Genomic DNA, 14,791 nt, shown 5'->3' on the forward strand with positions numbered 1-14,791 from the left:
GGAGGGGCGCAGCCCCGGGGGACATTCGCGGAGGGGAGTACCCGGTGGCCTTTGCACAAGCCCTGAACAACAGCGCCCCGAACAACAGCCCAAAGAACAAGAGCCCTGAACAAGCGCACCCCCAGGAGACCTCAATGAAAAAATCCGTAGACTTCTATTTCGACTTCGGCAGCCCCGCCGCCTACCTGGCCGCCACCCAGCTGCCGCACGTCTGCGCCGACACCGGTGCCGAGCTCGTCTGGAAGCCCATGCTCCTGGGCGGCGTGTTCCAGGCCACCGGCAACCGGTCTCCGGCCGAAGTGGTGCCCAAGGCGCCGTACATGACCATCGACCTGCAGCGCTTTGCCAAACGGTACGGCGTGCCCTTTGTGCACAACCCGCACTTTCCCATCAACACGCTGCTGCTCATGCGCGGTGCCACAGGCATCCAGATGAAAGAGCCGGAGCGCTTCGGCGCCTACGTCGACGCCATTTTTCACGCCATGTGGGTCGAGCCCAAGAACATGAATGACCCGGCCGTCGTCGGCGCCGTGCTTCAAAATGCGGGCTTCGACGCCACTGCCTTGCTCGCGCTGGCCGGCTCGCAGGAGGTAAAAGACCGCCTGAAAGCCGTCACGCAAGAAGCCGTGGAGCGGGGCGTGTTCGGCGCGCCCACCATGTTCGTCGGCGACCAGATGTTCTGGGGCCAGGACCGCCTGGATTTTGTGCGAGAAGCCCTCGACGCCTGAGCGTGGCCCCATCCGTTTTTATTCAAGGACCATTCCCATGAGCGACATCCTCGTCCACACCGAAGCCGGTGTGATGACCGTTACCTTCAACCGCGTCGACAAGAAAAACTCCATCACCAGCGGCATGTACGCCGAGCTGGCCGACGCGCTGGCCACGGCCGAGAGCGACGCGGCCGTGCGCTGCGTGCTGATCCAGGGCGACCCGACCATTTTCAGCGCCGGCAACGACATCGGAGACTTCCTGAATGCCCCGCCCGCCGGCAAGGAGTCGCCAGTGTTCCGCTTTTTGCGCGGTATCGCGACCTTTCCCAAGCCCGTTGTCGCCGCCGTCTGCGGCCCGGCCGTGGGCATCGGCACCACTATGTTGTTCCACTGCGACCTCGTCTATGCCGGCGACAACGCGGCGTTTTCGATGCCTTTCGTGAACCTGGGCCTGTGCCCCGAGGCAGCCTCCAGCCTGCTGGTGCCGCAGATGCTGGGTTACCACCGCGCGGCCGAGGCGCTGCTGCTGGGCGAGCCCTTCATGGCTGAGGCCGCGCTCGAAGTCGGCCTGGTCAACCGCATCGTGCCGCCGACCGAAGCCAACGCCATTGCCCAGGTGCAGGCCCGCAAGCTCGCGGCAAAGCCGCTGAGCGCGCTGGTGGAAACCAAGCGCCTGCTGAAAAAGGCGCAACTGCCCGCCGTGCTCGAGCGCATGGACGAAGAGGGCGCGAGCTTCGGCCGCATGCTGCGGGAACCGGCCGCGCGGGAAGCCTTCGGCGCCTTCATGGAAAAGCGCAAGCCGGATTTTTCGAAGGTCTGAGGGCGCTCGGCCCCCTTTTTGCGCCGATTACTTTTCGATCGGGCGAGGGCGGCCGTTGTCGTCGATGGCCACGTAGGTAAACGTGGCCTGCGTCACCTTGATGTACTCGCCCTGCGCCCGAAAGCGCTCGGCAAACACCTCCACCGTCACCGTGACCGAGGTGCGTCCGATGCGCACCAGCTTTGAATAGAACGAGAGAATGTCGCCCAGCCGCACCGGCTGCTTGAAGATGAACTCGTTTACCGCCACCGTGGCCTGGCGGCCCTTGGCGTAGCGCGCCGGAATGACCGAGCCGGCCAGGTCGCACTGCGCCATGACCCAGCCGCCGAAGATGTCGCCATTGGCGTTGCAGTCCGCCGGCATGGGAATGACCTTGAGCACCAGCTCCATGTCGGTGGGCAGGCTTTTGAGGGTCGCGGCAGCGTCGGTGCTGGAAGTATCGGACATGGGCACAATCTGAGGCAGAACAAAGCAACCACGATTGTCCCTCATGCGCCGCAGCGGCGAAGCCCTACCTCCATCGTCCCATCCCGTCGCCGGGCACCCTCCGGCGCGCAGCGACCGCTCCGACTGGGCCACGCTGCGCCGGCTTTTTCCCTACCTCTGGCAGTACAAGTGGCGGGTGATCGCCGCGCTTGCCTTCATGGTGGGCGCCAAGGTGGCCAACGTCGGTGTGCCGGTGCTGCTCAAGAACCTGATCGACACGATGACGCCCAAGCCGGACATGGCGCAGGCGCTCTTGATCGTGCCCATCGGGCTTTTGCTGGCCTACGGGCTGCTGCGGTTTTCGACCGCGCTCTTCGGCGAGCTGCGCGAGCTGATCTTCGCCAAGGCCACCGAAGGCACGGCCCGGCAGATTGCGCTCGAGGTGTTCGGCCACCTGCATTCGCTCAGCCTGCGCTTTCACCTGGAGCGCCAGACCGGCGGCATGACGCGCGACATCGAGCGCGGCACGCGCGGGGTGCACTCGCTCATCTCGATGTCGCTCTACAGCATCGTGCCGACCATCATCGAGCTGGTGCTGGTGCTCACGATTTTGGGCGTGAAGTTCGACTCGCTCTTTGTCTGGATCACGGCCGCGGCGCTGGTGCTGTACATCACCTTCACGGTCACCGTGACCGAGTGGCGCACCCAGTTCCGCAAGACCATGAACGAGCTCGACTCCATGGCCCAGAGCCGCGCGGTCGATTCGCTGCTGAACTACGAAACAGTCAAGTACTTCAACAACGAAGAATTCGAGGCGAAGCGTTACGACGCCAGCCTGGACCGCTACCGCAAGGCCGCCATCAAGAGCCAGCGCACGCTGAGCATGCTCAATATCGGGCAGCAGATGATCATCGCCGTAAGCTTGGTGCTGATGCTGTGGCGGGCCACGTCGGGCGTGGTCGAAGGGCGCATGACGCTGGGCGACCTGGTCATGGTCAACGCCTTCATGATCCAGCTCTACATTCCGCTCAATTTCCTGGGCGTGATCTACCGCGAGATCAAGCAGAGCCTGACCGACCTCGACAAGATGTTCGTGCTGATGGAAAAAGAGCGCGAGGTGCGCGATGCGCCCGGCGCGCAGCCTCTGTCTTTGCTCCCTCTCCCTCCGGGAGAGGGATGGGGTGAGGGCAGCGGGGTCGACTCAACCGTCCGCTTCGAAGACGTGAGCTTTGCCTACGAGCCAGCGCGCCCCATCCTGAAGCACGTGAGCTTCGAAATCCCCGCCGGCAAGACGGTGGCCGTGGTTGGCCCCTCAGGCTCGGGCAAGTCCACGCTCGCACGCCTTCTCTACCGCTTCTACGACGTGCAGCAGGGCCGCATCACCATCGGCGGGCAAGACATCCGCGAAGTGCAGCAATCCAGCGTGCGCCGCGCCATCGGCATCGTGCCGCAGGACACGGTGCTGTTCAACGACACCGTCGAATACAACATCGCCTACGGCCGCCCCGGTGCCACGCGCGAAGAAGTAGAAAACGCCGCGCGCGCGGCGCGCATCCACGACTTCATCTCGGCCACTCCCCTGGGCTACGAAACCACCGTCGGCGAGCGCGGCCTCAAGCTTTCGGGCGGAGAAAAGCAGCGCGTGGCCATTGCGCGCACGCTGCTCAAGAACCCGCCGATCGTGATTTTCGACGAGGCCACTTCAGCGCTCGATTCCGCGAACGAACGCGCCATCCAGTCCGAGCTCAAGAGCGCGGCGCAAGACAAGACCACGCTGGTCATCGCCCACCGCCTGTCGACGGTGGTCGATGCGCACGAGATCCTGGTGCTTGAAGCGGGCGTGATCGTCGAGCGCGGCACGCATGCCGAGTTGCTGGCCAGGCAGGGCCGCTATGCGCAGATGTGGGCTTTGCAGAAGAGCGAAGCCACACCGCTGATGTAGCCCGATCATTCATTCATCCTTACTTTCATCGATTCAGGAGTTCAGACGTGCCGACCAAGATTCCCCTGCTGGTGCTCAACAGCCTCTCGAGTGCCCACCAGGCCCAGATTGCCGAGATCTACGACGTGACCTACGCCTTCGACCCCGCCGCGCGCGCCGCGGCCGTTGCCGAGCACGGCAAGAAGTTTCGCGCGGTGCTGACCATCGGCGTCATCGGCATCACGCCCGAAGAAATTGCGGCCATGCCGGCGCTCGAGCTCGTCTGTTGCATGGGCGCGGGCTACGAAGGCGTGCCGCTCGACGTGACCCGGGCACGCGGCATCGTCACGGCCAACGGCGCCGGCACCAATGACGACTGCGTGGCGGACCACGCCTTCGGCTTGCTGATCAGCATCGTTCGCGGGTTTCGCCAGCTCGACCGGCTGTGCCGCGAGGGCGTGTGGCGCGAGGCCATTCCGCAGCCGCCGAACGTGTCGGGCAAGAAGCTCGGCATCCTCGGCCTCGGCACTATCGGCCAGAAGATCTCCAAGCGCGCCTCCGCGTTCGACATGGAAATCGGCTATCACAATCGCAAGCCGCGCGAAGGAGCAACGCAGCGCTACTTCGACGACCTGAAGTCCCTCGCCACGTGGGCCGACTTCCTGGTGCTCGCCGCGCCCGGCGGGCCGGCCACGCGCCACCTGGTGAATGCCGAGGTGCTCGATGCGCTCGGGCCGCAGGGCTTCCTGGTCAGCATCGGCCGCGGCAGCGTGGTCGATACCGAGGCGCTGGCCGCGGCGCTGCGCGAGAACCGCATCGCGGGCGCGGGCCTGGACGTCTACGAAAGCGAACCGAAACGGCCCGAGCCGCTGGTCGGCCTGGACAACGTGCTGCTCACGCCGCACATGGCGGGCTGGTCGCCGGAGGCGACGCAGAAATCGGTCGACCATTTCCTTGCGAATGCTGAAGGGCATTTCGCGGGGCGCGGAGTGTTGACGCCGGTCTGATGGCCTTGCTCCTTCCCCCGCTGGGGGAAGGTTGGGATAGGGGCGGGCAGGGCGCCCAGTGGATGCGCCGCTTGCCCCCACCCCAGCCCTCCCCCAGAGGGGGAGGGAGTCAAGCCAAGACCGAAGGGCGTTGGGCGCCCCAGCCGCAGGCCTGGTCATATGCATGACCCAGCCGCAGCACACCAAGATCCGCATGGATCGGCCCGGCCAGCTGCAGGCCCATCGGCAAACCACCCTCGCCGAATCCGGCGCGCACATTCAGCGTCGGCAACCCAGCCAGGGTGAACGGCGTCACGATTTCCATCCAGCGGTGGTACGTGTCGCTCGGCACGCCGGCCACTTCAGCGGGCCAGTGCAGCTCGGCATCGAAAGGAAACACCTGCGCGGATGGCGCCAGCACGAAGTTGAAGCGCTCGAACAGCCTGAGGAACGCGCGGTACACGTTCGAGCGATAGACCGAAGCCTGGTACAGCGACGCCGCGTCCAGGTGGCGGCTCTGCTCTATTTCCCACTGCGCCTCGGGCTTTAGCTGGGCAAAGAGCTTCGGGTCGCTCAGGTACGCGCCGAGCTTGCCGCCCACCAGCAGCTGCCGCAGGCGCAGCCAGGCGCTCCAGTTGTGCTCGCGCGGCACGTCGAGCGTGCAGGGCTCCACTTCGCAGCCGATGGCGCGAAAGGTGTCGAGTGCGCGCTCGCCCAGTTCGCGGATGCCCGGCGCCAGCGGCAGATCGGGCCAGATGCCGCCGAGCCAGCCCACGCGCAGGCCTTCCACGTTGTCGTCGAGCCGCAGCGCATCGGGCACGGGCAGGGCCTGTTGCGACGACAGCGGCGCGCGGGTGTCGAAGCCCGCCTGCACAGCCAGCAGCCGCGCGGTGTCTTCCACGGTGCGGCCCATCGGCCCTTCGGTGCCCAGTTGCTGGAAGAACAGCTCCTGCTCGGGATCGCCGGGCACGCGACCGCGTGAAGGCCGCATGCCGATCACGTTGTTGAAGGCGGCCGGGTTGCGCAGCGAGCCCATCATGTCGCTGCCGTCGGCCACCGGCAGCATGCCCAGGGCCAGCGCCACCGCGGCACCGCCGCTGCTGCCGCCGGCGCTGCGGTCGGGCGCATAGGCGTTGCGCGTAATGCCGAACACGGTGTTGTAGGTGTTCGAGCCCAGGCCGAACTCCGGCGTGTTGGTCTTGCCGATCACGACGGCGCCGGACTCCCGCATGCGCGCGACGTGCAGGCTGTCGGTGCGTGCAGGGGAGCGCGGCGAAAGCGGCGAGCCCATCGAGGTCGGCAGGCCGGCGGCATGGCTCAGGTCCTTCACCGCCAACGGAAAACCGTGCATCCAGCCGCGCCGCTCGCCGCGTGCCAGTTCGGCGTCGCGCTCACCGGCTTCGGCCAGCAGGGCTTCGGGTTCGCGCAGCGACACGATGGCGTTGAAGCGCGGGTTGAGCGCCTCGATGCGCGCCAGCGAGGCTTGCATCACCTCGCGGCAGGACACCTTGCGGCTCCCGATCAGGTGCGACAGTTCGGTGGCGGTCAGTTCGGGCAGGTCGGCAAGAGACATGGCGAATGCGGGAAAAGGAGGGGGCGCCCAGTATGGCGCGGCGCTCGCATAATCGCCGCGTATGGAAACAAAGTGGCTAGAAGACTTCATCAGCCTGGCGGAAACGCGCAGCTTCAGCCGCTCGGCCCAATTGAGGCATGTCACGCAGCCGGCTTTTTCGCGGCGCATCCAGGCGCTGGAGGGCTGGGCCGGCACCGACCTGGTCGACCGGAGCTCCTACCCCACGCGCCTCACGCCCGCGGGCCAGACGCTCTACAGCCAGGCCATCGAGATGCTGCAATCGCTGCAGAGCACCCGCGCCATGCTGCGCGGCCATTCGGCCGCCGGGCAGGACGTGATCGAGATTGCGGTGCCGCACACGCTGGCCTTCACCTTCTTTCCCTCGTGGGTGACCAGCCTGCGCGAGCACTTCGGGCCCATCAAGAGCCGGCTCATCGCGCTCAACGTGCACGACGCCGTGCTGCGCCTGGTCGAAGGCAGCTGCGACCTGCTGATTGCCTATCACCACCCCTCGCAGCCGCTGCAGCTGGACGCCACCAAGTACGAGATGGTCAGCCTGGGCGAGGAAACCGTGGCTCCCTGGGTCAAGGCCGACGCCGAGGGTGCGCCGCGTTTTCGCCTGCCTGGCCGGCCCGGCCAGCCGCTGCCCTACCTGGGCTACGCGCCCGGGGCCTACCTGGGCCGGGTGGTCGACCAACTGCTCAAGGAATCGGGCACCGCCATCCACCTCGACCGGGTCTATGAAACCGACATGGCCGAAGGCCTGAAGGTCATGGCACTGGAAGGGCACGGCATCGCCTTTCTGCCGCAGAGCGCGGTGCGCAAGGAAATCAAGGCGCGCAAGCTGGTGAGCGCGCTGCCGCCCGAGATCGACAGCCTGGAGGCGACGATGGAAATCCGCGCCTACCGCGAGCGGCCGAGCGCGCCCATCCCCGTCAAGACCGGCACCGGCCGTTCCGCAAAGGCCGCGGCGGGCCTGGAAAGCCTGCAGCCCAAGCGCACGGCCGATGCGCTCTGGTCATACTTGGTCGGCGCCCAGCCGTCGACCCGTCGAGATGGTTGACGCCTGGAATTTGTGCGCTGCACAATCTATAAATGCCGCGCATGAGGCTCCCCGCAAACGGCATTGGCGTTGCGGGCGGGCCGCCACTACAGTCGCGGCAGTTCTCGAATCGCTGTCACAGCAAGTCTTCCGGCACGCGCCACCCGCGTGCTTTTTTTTAGCCGAGGAACCTGTATGAGCCCCAATTTCAGGACCGAACACGACTTCCTCGGCGAAAAGCAGATTCCTGCCCTCGCCTACTGGGGCGTGCACACGGCGCGTGCCGTCGAGAACTTTGCGATCTCCGGCACCCGCGTGTCGGCCATGCCCGACCTGGTGCGCGCCCTGGCCCTGGTAAAGAAGGCCGCCACGCGCGCCAATGCCGACCTGGGCGCCATCGACCGCGACCGCGCCGCCGCCATCATCCTGGCCTGCGACGACCTCATCGAAGGCAAGCTGCTCGAGGAGTTCGTGGTCGACGTGATCCAGGGCGGTGCCGGCACCTCGACCAACATGAACGCGAACGAGGTGATCTGCAACCTCGCGCTCGAAAAGCTCGGCCACGAAAAAGGCCGCTACGACGTGCTGCACCCCAACGACCACGTCAACGCGTCGCAGAGCACCAACGACGTGTATCCCACCGCGGTGCGGCTGGCGCTGTGGTTTGCCATCGACAAGCTGCTCGAATCCATGGCGGCGCTGCGCAAGAGCTTCGAAGCCAAGGCGCTCGAGTTCAAGGACATCCTCAAGATCGGCCGCACCCAGCTGCAGGACGCCGTGCCCATGACGCTGGGCCAGGAGTTCCTGACCTACGCCATCATGATCGGGGAAGACGAGGCCCGGCTTGGCGAAGCGCGTGCACTCATCGAGGAAATCAACCTCGGCGCCACGGCCATCGGCACCGGCATCAACGCGCCGCACGGCTATGCCAACCTGGCCTGCCAGTACCTGGCCGAGCAAAGCGGCGTGCCGCTGAAGCAGGCGGCCAACCTCATCGAGGCCACGCAGGACACCGGCGCCTTCGTGCAGCTTTCGGGCGTGCTCAAGCGCGTGGCCACCAAGCTCAGCAAGACCTGCAACGACCTGCGGCTGCTGTCCAGCGGCCCGCAGGCGGGCTTCGGCGAAATCAGGCTGCCGGCGCGCCAGGCCGGCTCGTCGATCATGCCGGGCAAGGTCAATCCGGTGATTCCGGAAGTCATGAACCAGGTGGCCTTCGAGGTCATCGGCAACGACATCACGGTCACCATGGCGTCTGAAGCCGGCCAGCTGCAGCTCAACGCCTTCGAGCCCATCATGGGGTGGAGCCTGTTCAAGAGCATCCGGCACCTGAGCAATGCCTGCATCACGCTGCGGCAGAACTGCGTCGAAGGCATCGAGGCAAACCGCGAGTTCCTGGCCAAGCGGGTGCGGGAATCGGTCACGCTGGTTACCGCGCTCAATCCCCTCATCGGCTACGAAAAGGCGGCGCTCATCGCCAAGACCGCGCTGGCCACCGGCGGGCCAATCGACCTGGTGGCCGAATCGCTGGGCATCATGACGCGCGCCGAGATGGACGCGCTGCTCGTGCCCGAAAATCTGACCCAGCCCGTTCGCCTGTCCGCACCGGTGCCGCCGGCTGCCGAGCCCTCGGGCACAAAGGCTGCTTAGTGAAAGTCGGACAATGCCAATGGGTACCTCTGCACCACGACGGAGCCGCGATGCGCGGGGCCGGTGCACACGTCATCGAGAATGCACCGGGTTGGTCCGGGTATTCCCCATGACCTGAATGTCTAAAATTTAGTTGTATCTGTATCTTCCAGTCACCTCAGGAGTTTTCCGTATGAAAAAGCAAGTATTGGCATTGGCAATCGCAGCCGTGGCTGCCGGCAGCGCGTTTGCACAGGCCAATGACACCCTGGCCAAGATCAAGGCCTCGGGCACCATCACCGAAGGCGTGCGGGAATCTTCCGGCCTTTCGTACACGCTGGGCAACGGCCAGTACACCGGTTTCCACTACGACGTCTGCGCCAACATCATTCGCGACATCCAGAAGCACCTCGGCCTGGCCAAGCTTGAAACCAAGTACCAGCCCGTGACCTCGCAAAACCGCGTGCCCCTGGTGCAAAACGGCACCGTCGACCTGGAGTGCGGCTCCACCACCAACAACGCCACGCGCCAGAAGGACGTGTCGTTCGCCGTGACCACCTACGTCGAGGAAGTGCGCATTGCGGTCAAGGCCAACTCGGGCATCAACAGCATCAAGGACCTGAACGGCAAGACCGTGGCCACCACCACCGGCACCACGTCGGTGCAAACGCTGCGCAAGAACGAACGCGCCGGCGGCATCGACTTCAAGGAACTCTATGGCAAGGACCACTCCGACAGCTTCCTGCTGCTCGAATCGGGCCGCGCCGACGCCTTCGTGATGGACGGTTCCATCCTGGCCTCGAACATCGCCAAGTCCAAGTCGCCCGCCGAATACAAGATTGTGGGCGAAGTGCTCAGCGTCGAGCCCATCGCCATCATGATCCGCAAGGACGACGCCGCCTTCAAGAAGGTGGTGGACGACAGCATCAAGGCGCAGATCAAGAACGGCGAACTCGCCAAGCTCTGGGACAAGTGGTTCCTGAAGCCGATTCCCCCGGCAAACGTCACGGTGAACCTGCCCCTGTCCGACGCCACCAAGTCGGCCTGGGCCAACCCGAACGACAAGCCGATGGAAGAGTACGCCGCGAAGAAGTAATCGCCACGAAGGTCATCCGCGCAACGCCCGCCGCCCCCGGCGGGCGTTTGTTTTCGCAGGCAACGCAATGCTGCGGCGCGCGGGCATGGCCCCTGCAAGCTGGCAGTCTGGAAATCTGAAAGAAGGAGAGTCCCCGATGGGATCAAACTGGGATTGGCAGGTCTTCTTGCAAGACCCGGGCGGGAAGTACCCGACCTACTGGGAGTGGATGCTGTCCGCATGGGGCTGGACCGTGTCGGTGGCCCTGCTGGCGCTCATCGTCGCGCTGGTGCTGGGTTCGCTCGTCGGCATCATCCGTACCTTGCCCAACAGCCCCTGGCTCGTGCGCCTGGGCAATGCCTGGGTCGAGCTGTTCCGCAACATTCCGCTGCTGGTGCAGATCTTTCTCTGGTACCACGTCATTCCGGCGCTGATTCCGGTCATGAAGGGCGTGCCGAGCTTCGTGCTGGTGGTGCTGGCGCTGGGCTTCTTTACCTCGGCGCGTATTGCCGAGCAGGTGCGCTCGGGCATTCAGGCGCTGCCCAAGGGCCAGCGCTATGCGGGCATGGCGGTGGGATTTACCACGCCGCAGTACTACCGCTACGTGATCTTGCCGATGGCTTACCGCATCATCATTCCGCCGCTCACGAGCGAAACGATGAACATCTTCAAGAACTCGTCGGTGGCGTTCGCCGTGTCGGTGACCGAACTCACGATGTTCGCCATGCAGGCGCAGGAAGAAACCTCGCGCGGCATCGAGGTGTACCTTGCGGTAACCGGGCTCTACGTGGTCTCGGCCTTTGCAATCAACCGCATCATGGCTTTCATCGAGAAGAAGACGCGCGTGCCGGGCTTCATCGTCTCGGCCAGCGGCGGCGGGGGACACTGACATGATGAATCTCGACCTGTCGTTCTACAACTGGGACGTCATCAGCAATTTCGTCGTCAAGGGCTTCTACTTCAGCATCATGCTGACGATCGTCGCCACCATTGGCGGCGTGCTCTTCGGTACCGTGCTGGCGCTCATGCGGCTCTCGGGCAAGAAGTGGCTCGATGCGCCCGCGGCCATCTACGTCAACGGCATGCGCAGCATTCCGCTGGTGATGGTCATCCTGTGGTTCTTCCTGCTGGTGCCGGCTTCGTTCTACGCGGCCTTCGGCTCCGTCGGTTCGAACTACCGCTCGGAAATCTCGGCCGTGATCACCTTCATCGCGTTCGAGGCGGCCTACTTCAGCGAGATCATGCGCGCGGGTATCCAGTCGATTCCGCGCGGCCAGGTGCATGCGGGTCAGGCGGTCGGCATGACCTACGGCCAGAACATGCGCCTGGTGGTGCTGCCGCAGGCGTTCCGCAACATGCTGCCGGTGCTGCTCACGCAGACCATCATCCTGTTCCAGGACACCTCGCTGGTCTACGCCATCGGTGCGTACGACATGCTCAAGGGCTTCGAGACCGCGGGCAAGAACTTCGGCCGCCCGATCGAGGCCTACCTGCTCGCGGCTGTCGTTTACTTCATCATGTGCTATGCCTTGTCGTGGCTCGTCAAGCGCCTCCACAAGAAGATTGCCATCATTCGCTGAGTGGCTGAACCGGAGAAAGAAATGTCCGAAAAAATGATTGAAATCAAGAACGTCTCCAAGTGGTATGGCCCGGTGCAGGTGCTCAACGATTGTTCGGTGAGCATCTCCAAGGGCGACGTGGTGGTGGTGTGCGGGCCCTCGGGCTCGGGCAAGTCCACCCTCATCAAGACCGTGAACGCGCTCGAGCCCTTCCAGAAGGGCGAGATCACCGTCAACGGCATTCCGCTGCACGATCCCAAGACCAACCTGCCCAAGCTGCGCTCCAAGGTCGGCATGGTGTTTCAGCACTTCGAGCTGTTCCCGCACCTGTCGGTTACCGAGAACCTCACGATCGCCCAGATCAAGGTGCTCGGCCGCAGCCCCGAAGAAGCCAAGACCCGCGGCCTCAAGATGCTCGACCGCGTGGGCCTGATGGCGCACAAGGACAAGTTCCCGGGCCAGCTCTCGGGCGGCCAGCAGCAGCGCGTGGCCATTGCCCGTGCGCTCAGCATGGACCCGATCGTGATGCTGTTCGACGAACCCACTTCGGCGCTCGACCCCGAAATGGTCGGCGAAGTGCTCGACGTGATGGTGAGCCTGGCCAGGGACGGCATGACCATGATGGTGGTGACGCACGAAATGGCCTTTGCCCGCAAGGTGGCCAGCCGCGTGATCTTCATCGACGTGGGCGGCAAGATCCTGGAAGACTGCCCGAAGGACGAGTTCTTCAGCCACCCTGAGAACCGCCAGCCGCGCACCAAGGATTTCCTGAACAAAATTCTGCAGCACTGATCGATTCGCTGCGGCACCAAAACGCAAAAGCCACGCTGTTCGCAGCGTGGCTTTTTTATTGGGCCGGGGCTCTCTCAGGGTAGCCGCGCGATGTGTTCGGTCAGCAGGTCGAAGAAGCCCTGCGCATCGCCATCGACGATCCAGTTCGCGTTGGCGGGGCGGCCCAGGCTGCCGTACCAATCGGCCGCCGTCTGGCCGAAACCCATGCCCTCGCGGCTGTCGACCTCGACGTTGACCAGCCTGCCCCTGAAGAGCGAAGGCTGCAGCAAATAGGCGATCACAGTCGCGTCATGCACGGGCCCACCGGGCATGTCGTAGTGCCGCATTTCCTGCGGGGCGTAGGCGTCGAGGATGTCGGCAACGATGGCGCCGGCCCGGTTGCCGATGCCGCGCAGCCGCGCGATGCGTTCGTCGCTCGTCAGGATCTTGTGCGTCACGTCCAGCGGCAGCATGGTCGTCGGCACGCCGCTTTTCAGCACGGCCTCGGCCGCATGCGGATCGGCGAACACGTTGAACTCCGCGGTCGGCGTGATGTTGCCGCCGTTGAAATGCGCGCCGGCCATGAGCACCAGTTCGCGCAGGCCGCGCACGATGTCGGGGGCTTGTTCAAGCGCGAGCGCCAGGTTGGTCTGCGGGCCGAGCATGGCGAGCGTCACGCTTTTCTCGGGCGCAGCGCGCAGTGTGCGAATGAGGTAGTCGACCGCGTGCCCTTCAGCCAGCGGCGCGGCCGGTTCGTGAACCCCGACCCCGGTGATGCCTTCGCGGCCGTGGATGTTGGCCGCGTAGATTGGCGCGCGCAGCAACGGGCGCTCCGCGCCGGCATACACCGGAACGTCCGGACGGCCCGCCCATTCGCAGGCAAGGCGCGCGTTGCGCGAGGTCTTGGCCAGCGGAACATTGCCGGCGACCGTGGTCAGCGCCTGGAGCTTCAGTGCTTCAGGCGCCGCCATGGCAAACAGCAGCGCGATCACATCGTCCGCGCCCGGGTCCGTGTCGATGATCAGGGTGTGCATCGCGACATTGTCGCGGCGGCACCCTGAACCGACGCCGGTGCCGTCTCCTCTTCTACCGAATTACTTCTTGCGTGCCGCGATGGCCTTCTCGGCCTTCGCCACAAGATCGGCACCCACGGTGCCCTTCCACTTTTCGTACACGGGCCGTGTGGCCTTCACGAAGGCTTCGCGCTCGGCGGGCGTGAGCTGGGTCACGGTCACGCCCATGGCGGCAATGTCCTTCAGCACGGGCTTGTCGGCTTCGACAAGGCCCTTGCGTGCAATGGCAATCTCTTGCTGGCCCGCGTCGATGGCGGCTTGGCGCACGATGGCTTGGTCGGCCGGCGTCCACGAAGCCCAGATTTCCTTGTTGACCACGAAGACCAGCGGGTCGGCAACATAGCCCCATGTGGTCACGAATTTCTGGCCCACGTTCTGCATCTTGAGAACGGTGAACAGGAAGAGCGGGTTCTCCTGTCCGTCGACCGCACCGCTGGCGAGTGCGGGCTGTGCATCGGCCCAGCTCATCTGCGTGGGGTTGGCGCCGAGCGCGGTGAACATGTCGGAATAAATCGGCGAGCCGACGACGCGGATCTTCATGCCCTTCAAGTCTTCAGGCGACTTGATCGGCTTCTTGGAGTTGGTGATTTCGCGGTAGCCGTTCTCACCCCAGGCAAGGGGCACGACGCCGGCCTTGTCGAGGGTCTTGAACATGTCCTTGCCCACTTCACCTTGCGTGAGCGAATCGATGGCCGCGTAGTCGGGCATCAGGAAGGGCATGGAGAAAAGATTGAGTTGCTTGACTTGCGGCGACCAGTTGATGGTCGAGCCCACGGCCATGTCGATCACGCCTTGGCGCAGTGCGCTGAACTCGCGGGTCTGGTCGCCCTGGATGAGCGAAACACCGGGGTAGAGCTTGATGTTGATGCGGCCCTGGGTACGCTCTTTCACAAGGTCGGCCCAGATCTTTCCGGCCTGGCCCCACGGCGTCGGCGGGCCGAGTACGAGGGACATCTTGTATTCGGGCTTGTAGGCGGCCTGCGCCATGGCGCCGGTCGAGAACATGCCCAGGGCGGTGGCTACGGCGGCAAGGCCCAAGAGGGTGCGGCGGAATTTCATGAGAGGTCTCCTTGTTTTCTGAACACAACTAAGTGGTGGATGTTTTCGGGAACGTTTGCTGATGTTTGGTGCTGCTGTTCAGGGCTTGTGCAAAGGCCACCGGGTACTCCCCTCCGCGAATGTCCCCCGGGGCTGCGCCCCTCCTCCTTT

At 64.8% G+C, this 14,791-nt stretch carries 14 protein-coding genes; 10 read left to right on the forward strand and 4 right to left on the reverse strand.

Annotated elements, in window-relative coordinates; genetic code table 11:
• Positions 1 to 134: 134 nt before the first annotated feature.
• Both V9L21_RS26085 and V9L21_RS26090 read left to right on the forward strand, forming a co-directional pair.
• Positions 135 to 728 carry a 2-hydroxychromene-2-carboxylate isomerase gene (locus V9L21_RS26085; protein WP_258503935.1) on the forward strand — a complete coding sequence of 198 codons (594 nt, stop codon included), beginning with the start codon at positions 135 to 137 and terminating at the stop codon, positions 726 to 728.
• Between the two features lie 37 nt (positions 729 to 765).
• On the forward strand, positions 766 to 1,530 hold the full coding sequence (locus tag V9L21_RS26090; RefSeq protein ID WP_337315678.1) for an enoyl-CoA hydratase: 765 nt from the start codon (positions 766 to 768) through the stop codon (positions 1,528 to 1,530).
• A 27-nt stretch (positions 1,531 to 1,557) separates the two neighbouring features.
• Here the strand turns inward: V9L21_RS26090 and V9L21_RS26095 are convergent, their stop codons facing one another.
• Complete coding sequence (locus tag V9L21_RS26095; protein WP_157611956.1) at positions 1,558 to 1,977, reverse strand: acyl-CoA thioesterase; 420 nt, start codon at positions 1,975 to 1,977, stop codon at positions 1,558 to 1,560.
• A 43-nt stretch (positions 1,978 to 2,020) separates the two neighbouring features.
• Between V9L21_RS26095 and V9L21_RS26100 the strand changes: the two genes are divergently transcribed.
• On the forward strand, positions 2,021 to 3,898 hold the full coding sequence (locus V9L21_RS26100) for an ABCB family ABC transporter ATP-binding protein/permease (RefSeq protein WP_337315679.1): 1,878 nt from the start codon (positions 2,021 to 2,023) through the stop codon (positions 3,896 to 3,898).
• Between the two features lie 47 nt (positions 3,899 to 3,945).
• Entirely contained in the window at positions 3,946 to 4,884 is a 939-nt protein-coding gene (locus V9L21_RS26105; RefSeq protein WP_337315680.1) for a 2-hydroxyacid dehydrogenase, read from the forward strand.
• 109 nt (positions 4,885 to 4,993) lie between these two features.
• Here the strand turns inward: V9L21_RS26105 and V9L21_RS26110 are convergent, their stop codons facing one another.
• Entirely contained in the window at positions 4,994 to 6,436 is a 1,443-nt protein-coding gene (locus tag V9L21_RS26110; RefSeq protein WP_337315681.1) for an amidase, read from the reverse strand.
• 61 nt (positions 6,437 to 6,497) lie between these two features.
• Between V9L21_RS26110 and V9L21_RS26115 the strand changes: the two genes are divergently transcribed.
• The 6 genes from V9L21_RS26115 to V9L21_RS26140 all read left to right on the forward strand — a co-directional run bounded on the left by V9L21_RS26115 (position 6,498) and on the right by V9L21_RS26140 (position 12,530).
• Entirely contained in the window at positions 6,498 to 7,499 is a 1,002-nt protein-coding gene (locus tag V9L21_RS26115; RefSeq protein ID WP_337315682.1) for a LysR substrate-binding domain-containing protein, read from the forward strand.
• 174 nt (positions 7,500 to 7,673) lie between these two features.
• Complete coding sequence (locus V9L21_RS26120) at positions 7,674 to 9,125, forward strand: aspartate ammonia-lyase (RefSeq protein WP_337315683.1); 1,452 nt, start codon at positions 7,674 to 7,676, stop codon at positions 9,123 to 9,125.
• A gap of 172 nt (positions 9,126 to 9,297) precedes the next feature.
• Entirely contained in the window at positions 9,298 to 10,200 is a 903-nt protein-coding gene (locus tag V9L21_RS26125; protein WP_258503941.1) for an amino acid ABC transporter substrate-binding protein, read from the forward strand.
• Positions 10,201 to 10,336: 136 nt separating this feature from the next.
• Complete coding sequence (locus V9L21_RS26130; RefSeq protein WP_337315684.1) at positions 10,337 to 11,068, forward strand: amino acid ABC transporter permease; 732 nt, start codon at positions 10,337 to 10,339, stop codon at positions 11,066 to 11,068.
• A gap of 1 nt (position 11,069) precedes the next feature.
• Entirely contained in the window at positions 11,070 to 11,759 is a 690-nt protein-coding gene (locus tag V9L21_RS26135) for an amino acid ABC transporter permease (protein ID WP_055801487.1), read from the forward strand.
• Positions 11,760 to 11,792: 33 nt separating this feature from the next.
• A complete protein-coding gene (locus V9L21_RS26140; RefSeq protein ID WP_258508239.1) occupies positions 11,793 to 12,530 on the forward strand; it encodes an amino acid ABC transporter ATP-binding protein in 738 nt (245 codons plus the stop codon).
• 74 nt (positions 12,531 to 12,604) lie between these two features.
• Here the strand turns inward: V9L21_RS26140 and V9L21_RS26145 are convergent, their stop codons facing one another.
• Positions 12,605 to 13,543, reverse strand: a complete 939-nt coding sequence (locus V9L21_RS26145) for a nucleoside hydrolase (protein ID WP_337315685.1) — start codon at positions 13,541 to 13,543, stop codon at positions 12,605 to 12,607.
• Between the two features lie 60 nt (positions 13,544 to 13,603).
• Entirely contained in the window at positions 13,604 to 14,641 is a 1,038-nt protein-coding gene (locus tag V9L21_RS26150) for a DctP family TRAP transporter solute-binding subunit (RefSeq protein WP_337315686.1), read from the reverse strand.
• Positions 14,642 to 14,791 lie beyond the last annotated feature (150 nt).

It is taken from the genome of Variovorax sp. CCNWLW235, from assembly GCF_037204085.1.
GTDB lineage: Bacteria > Pseudomonadota > Gammaproteobacteria > Burkholderiales > Burkholderiaceae_C > Variovorax.

What these genes read in the sequence shown, in the direction of transcription:
- V9L21_RS26115 (WP_337315682.1), top strand. Translation starts at nt 6,498, where the DNA reads ATGGAAACAAAGTGGCTAGAAGACTTCATCAGCCTGGCGGAAACGCGC.
- V9L21_RS26085 (WP_258503935.1), top strand. Translation starts at nt 135, where the DNA reads ATGAAAAAATCCGTAGACTTCTATTTCGACTTCGGCAGCCCCGCCGCC.
- V9L21_RS26110 (WP_337315681.1), bottom strand. Translation starts at nt 6,436, where the DNA reads ATGTCTCTTGCCGACCTGCCCGAACTGACCGCCACCGAACTGTCGCAC.
- V9L21_RS26130 (WP_337315684.1), top strand. Translation starts at nt 10,337, where the DNA reads ATGGGATCAAACTGGGATTGGCAGGTCTTCTTGCAAGACCCGGGCGGG.
- V9L21_RS26140 (WP_258508239.1), top strand. Translation starts at nt 11,793, where the DNA reads ATGATTGAAATCAAGAACGTCTCCAAGTGGTATGGCCCGGTGCAGGTG.
- V9L21_RS26125 (WP_258503941.1), top strand. Translation starts at nt 9,298, where the DNA reads ATGAAAAAGCAAGTATTGGCATTGGCAATCGCAGCCGTGGCTGCCGGC.
- V9L21_RS26135 (WP_055801487.1), top strand. Translation starts at nt 11,070, where the DNA reads ATGATGAATCTCGACCTGTCGTTCTACAACTGGGACGTCATCAGCAAT.
- V9L21_RS26100 (WP_337315679.1), top strand. Translation starts at nt 2,021, where the DNA reads ATGCGCCGCAGCGGCGAAGCCCTACCTCCATCGTCCCATCCCGTCGCC.
- V9L21_RS26120 (WP_337315683.1), top strand. Translation starts at nt 7,674, where the DNA reads ATGAGCCCCAATTTCAGGACCGAACACGACTTCCTCGGCGAAAAGCAG.
- V9L21_RS26150 (WP_337315686.1), bottom strand. Translation starts at nt 14,641, where the DNA reads ATGAAATTCCGCCGCACCCTCTTGGGCCTTGCCGCCGTAGCCACCGCC.
- V9L21_RS26095 (WP_157611956.1), bottom strand. Translation starts at nt 1,977, where the DNA reads ATGTCCGATACTTCCAGCACCGACGCTGCCGCGACCCTCAAAAGCCTG.
- V9L21_RS26090 (WP_337315678.1), top strand. Translation starts at nt 766, where the DNA reads ATGAGCGACATCCTCGTCCACACCGAAGCCGGTGTGATGACCGTTACC.
- V9L21_RS26145 (WP_337315685.1), bottom strand. Translation starts at nt 13,543, where the DNA reads ATGCACACCCTGATCATCGACACGGACCCGGGCGCGGACGATGTGATC.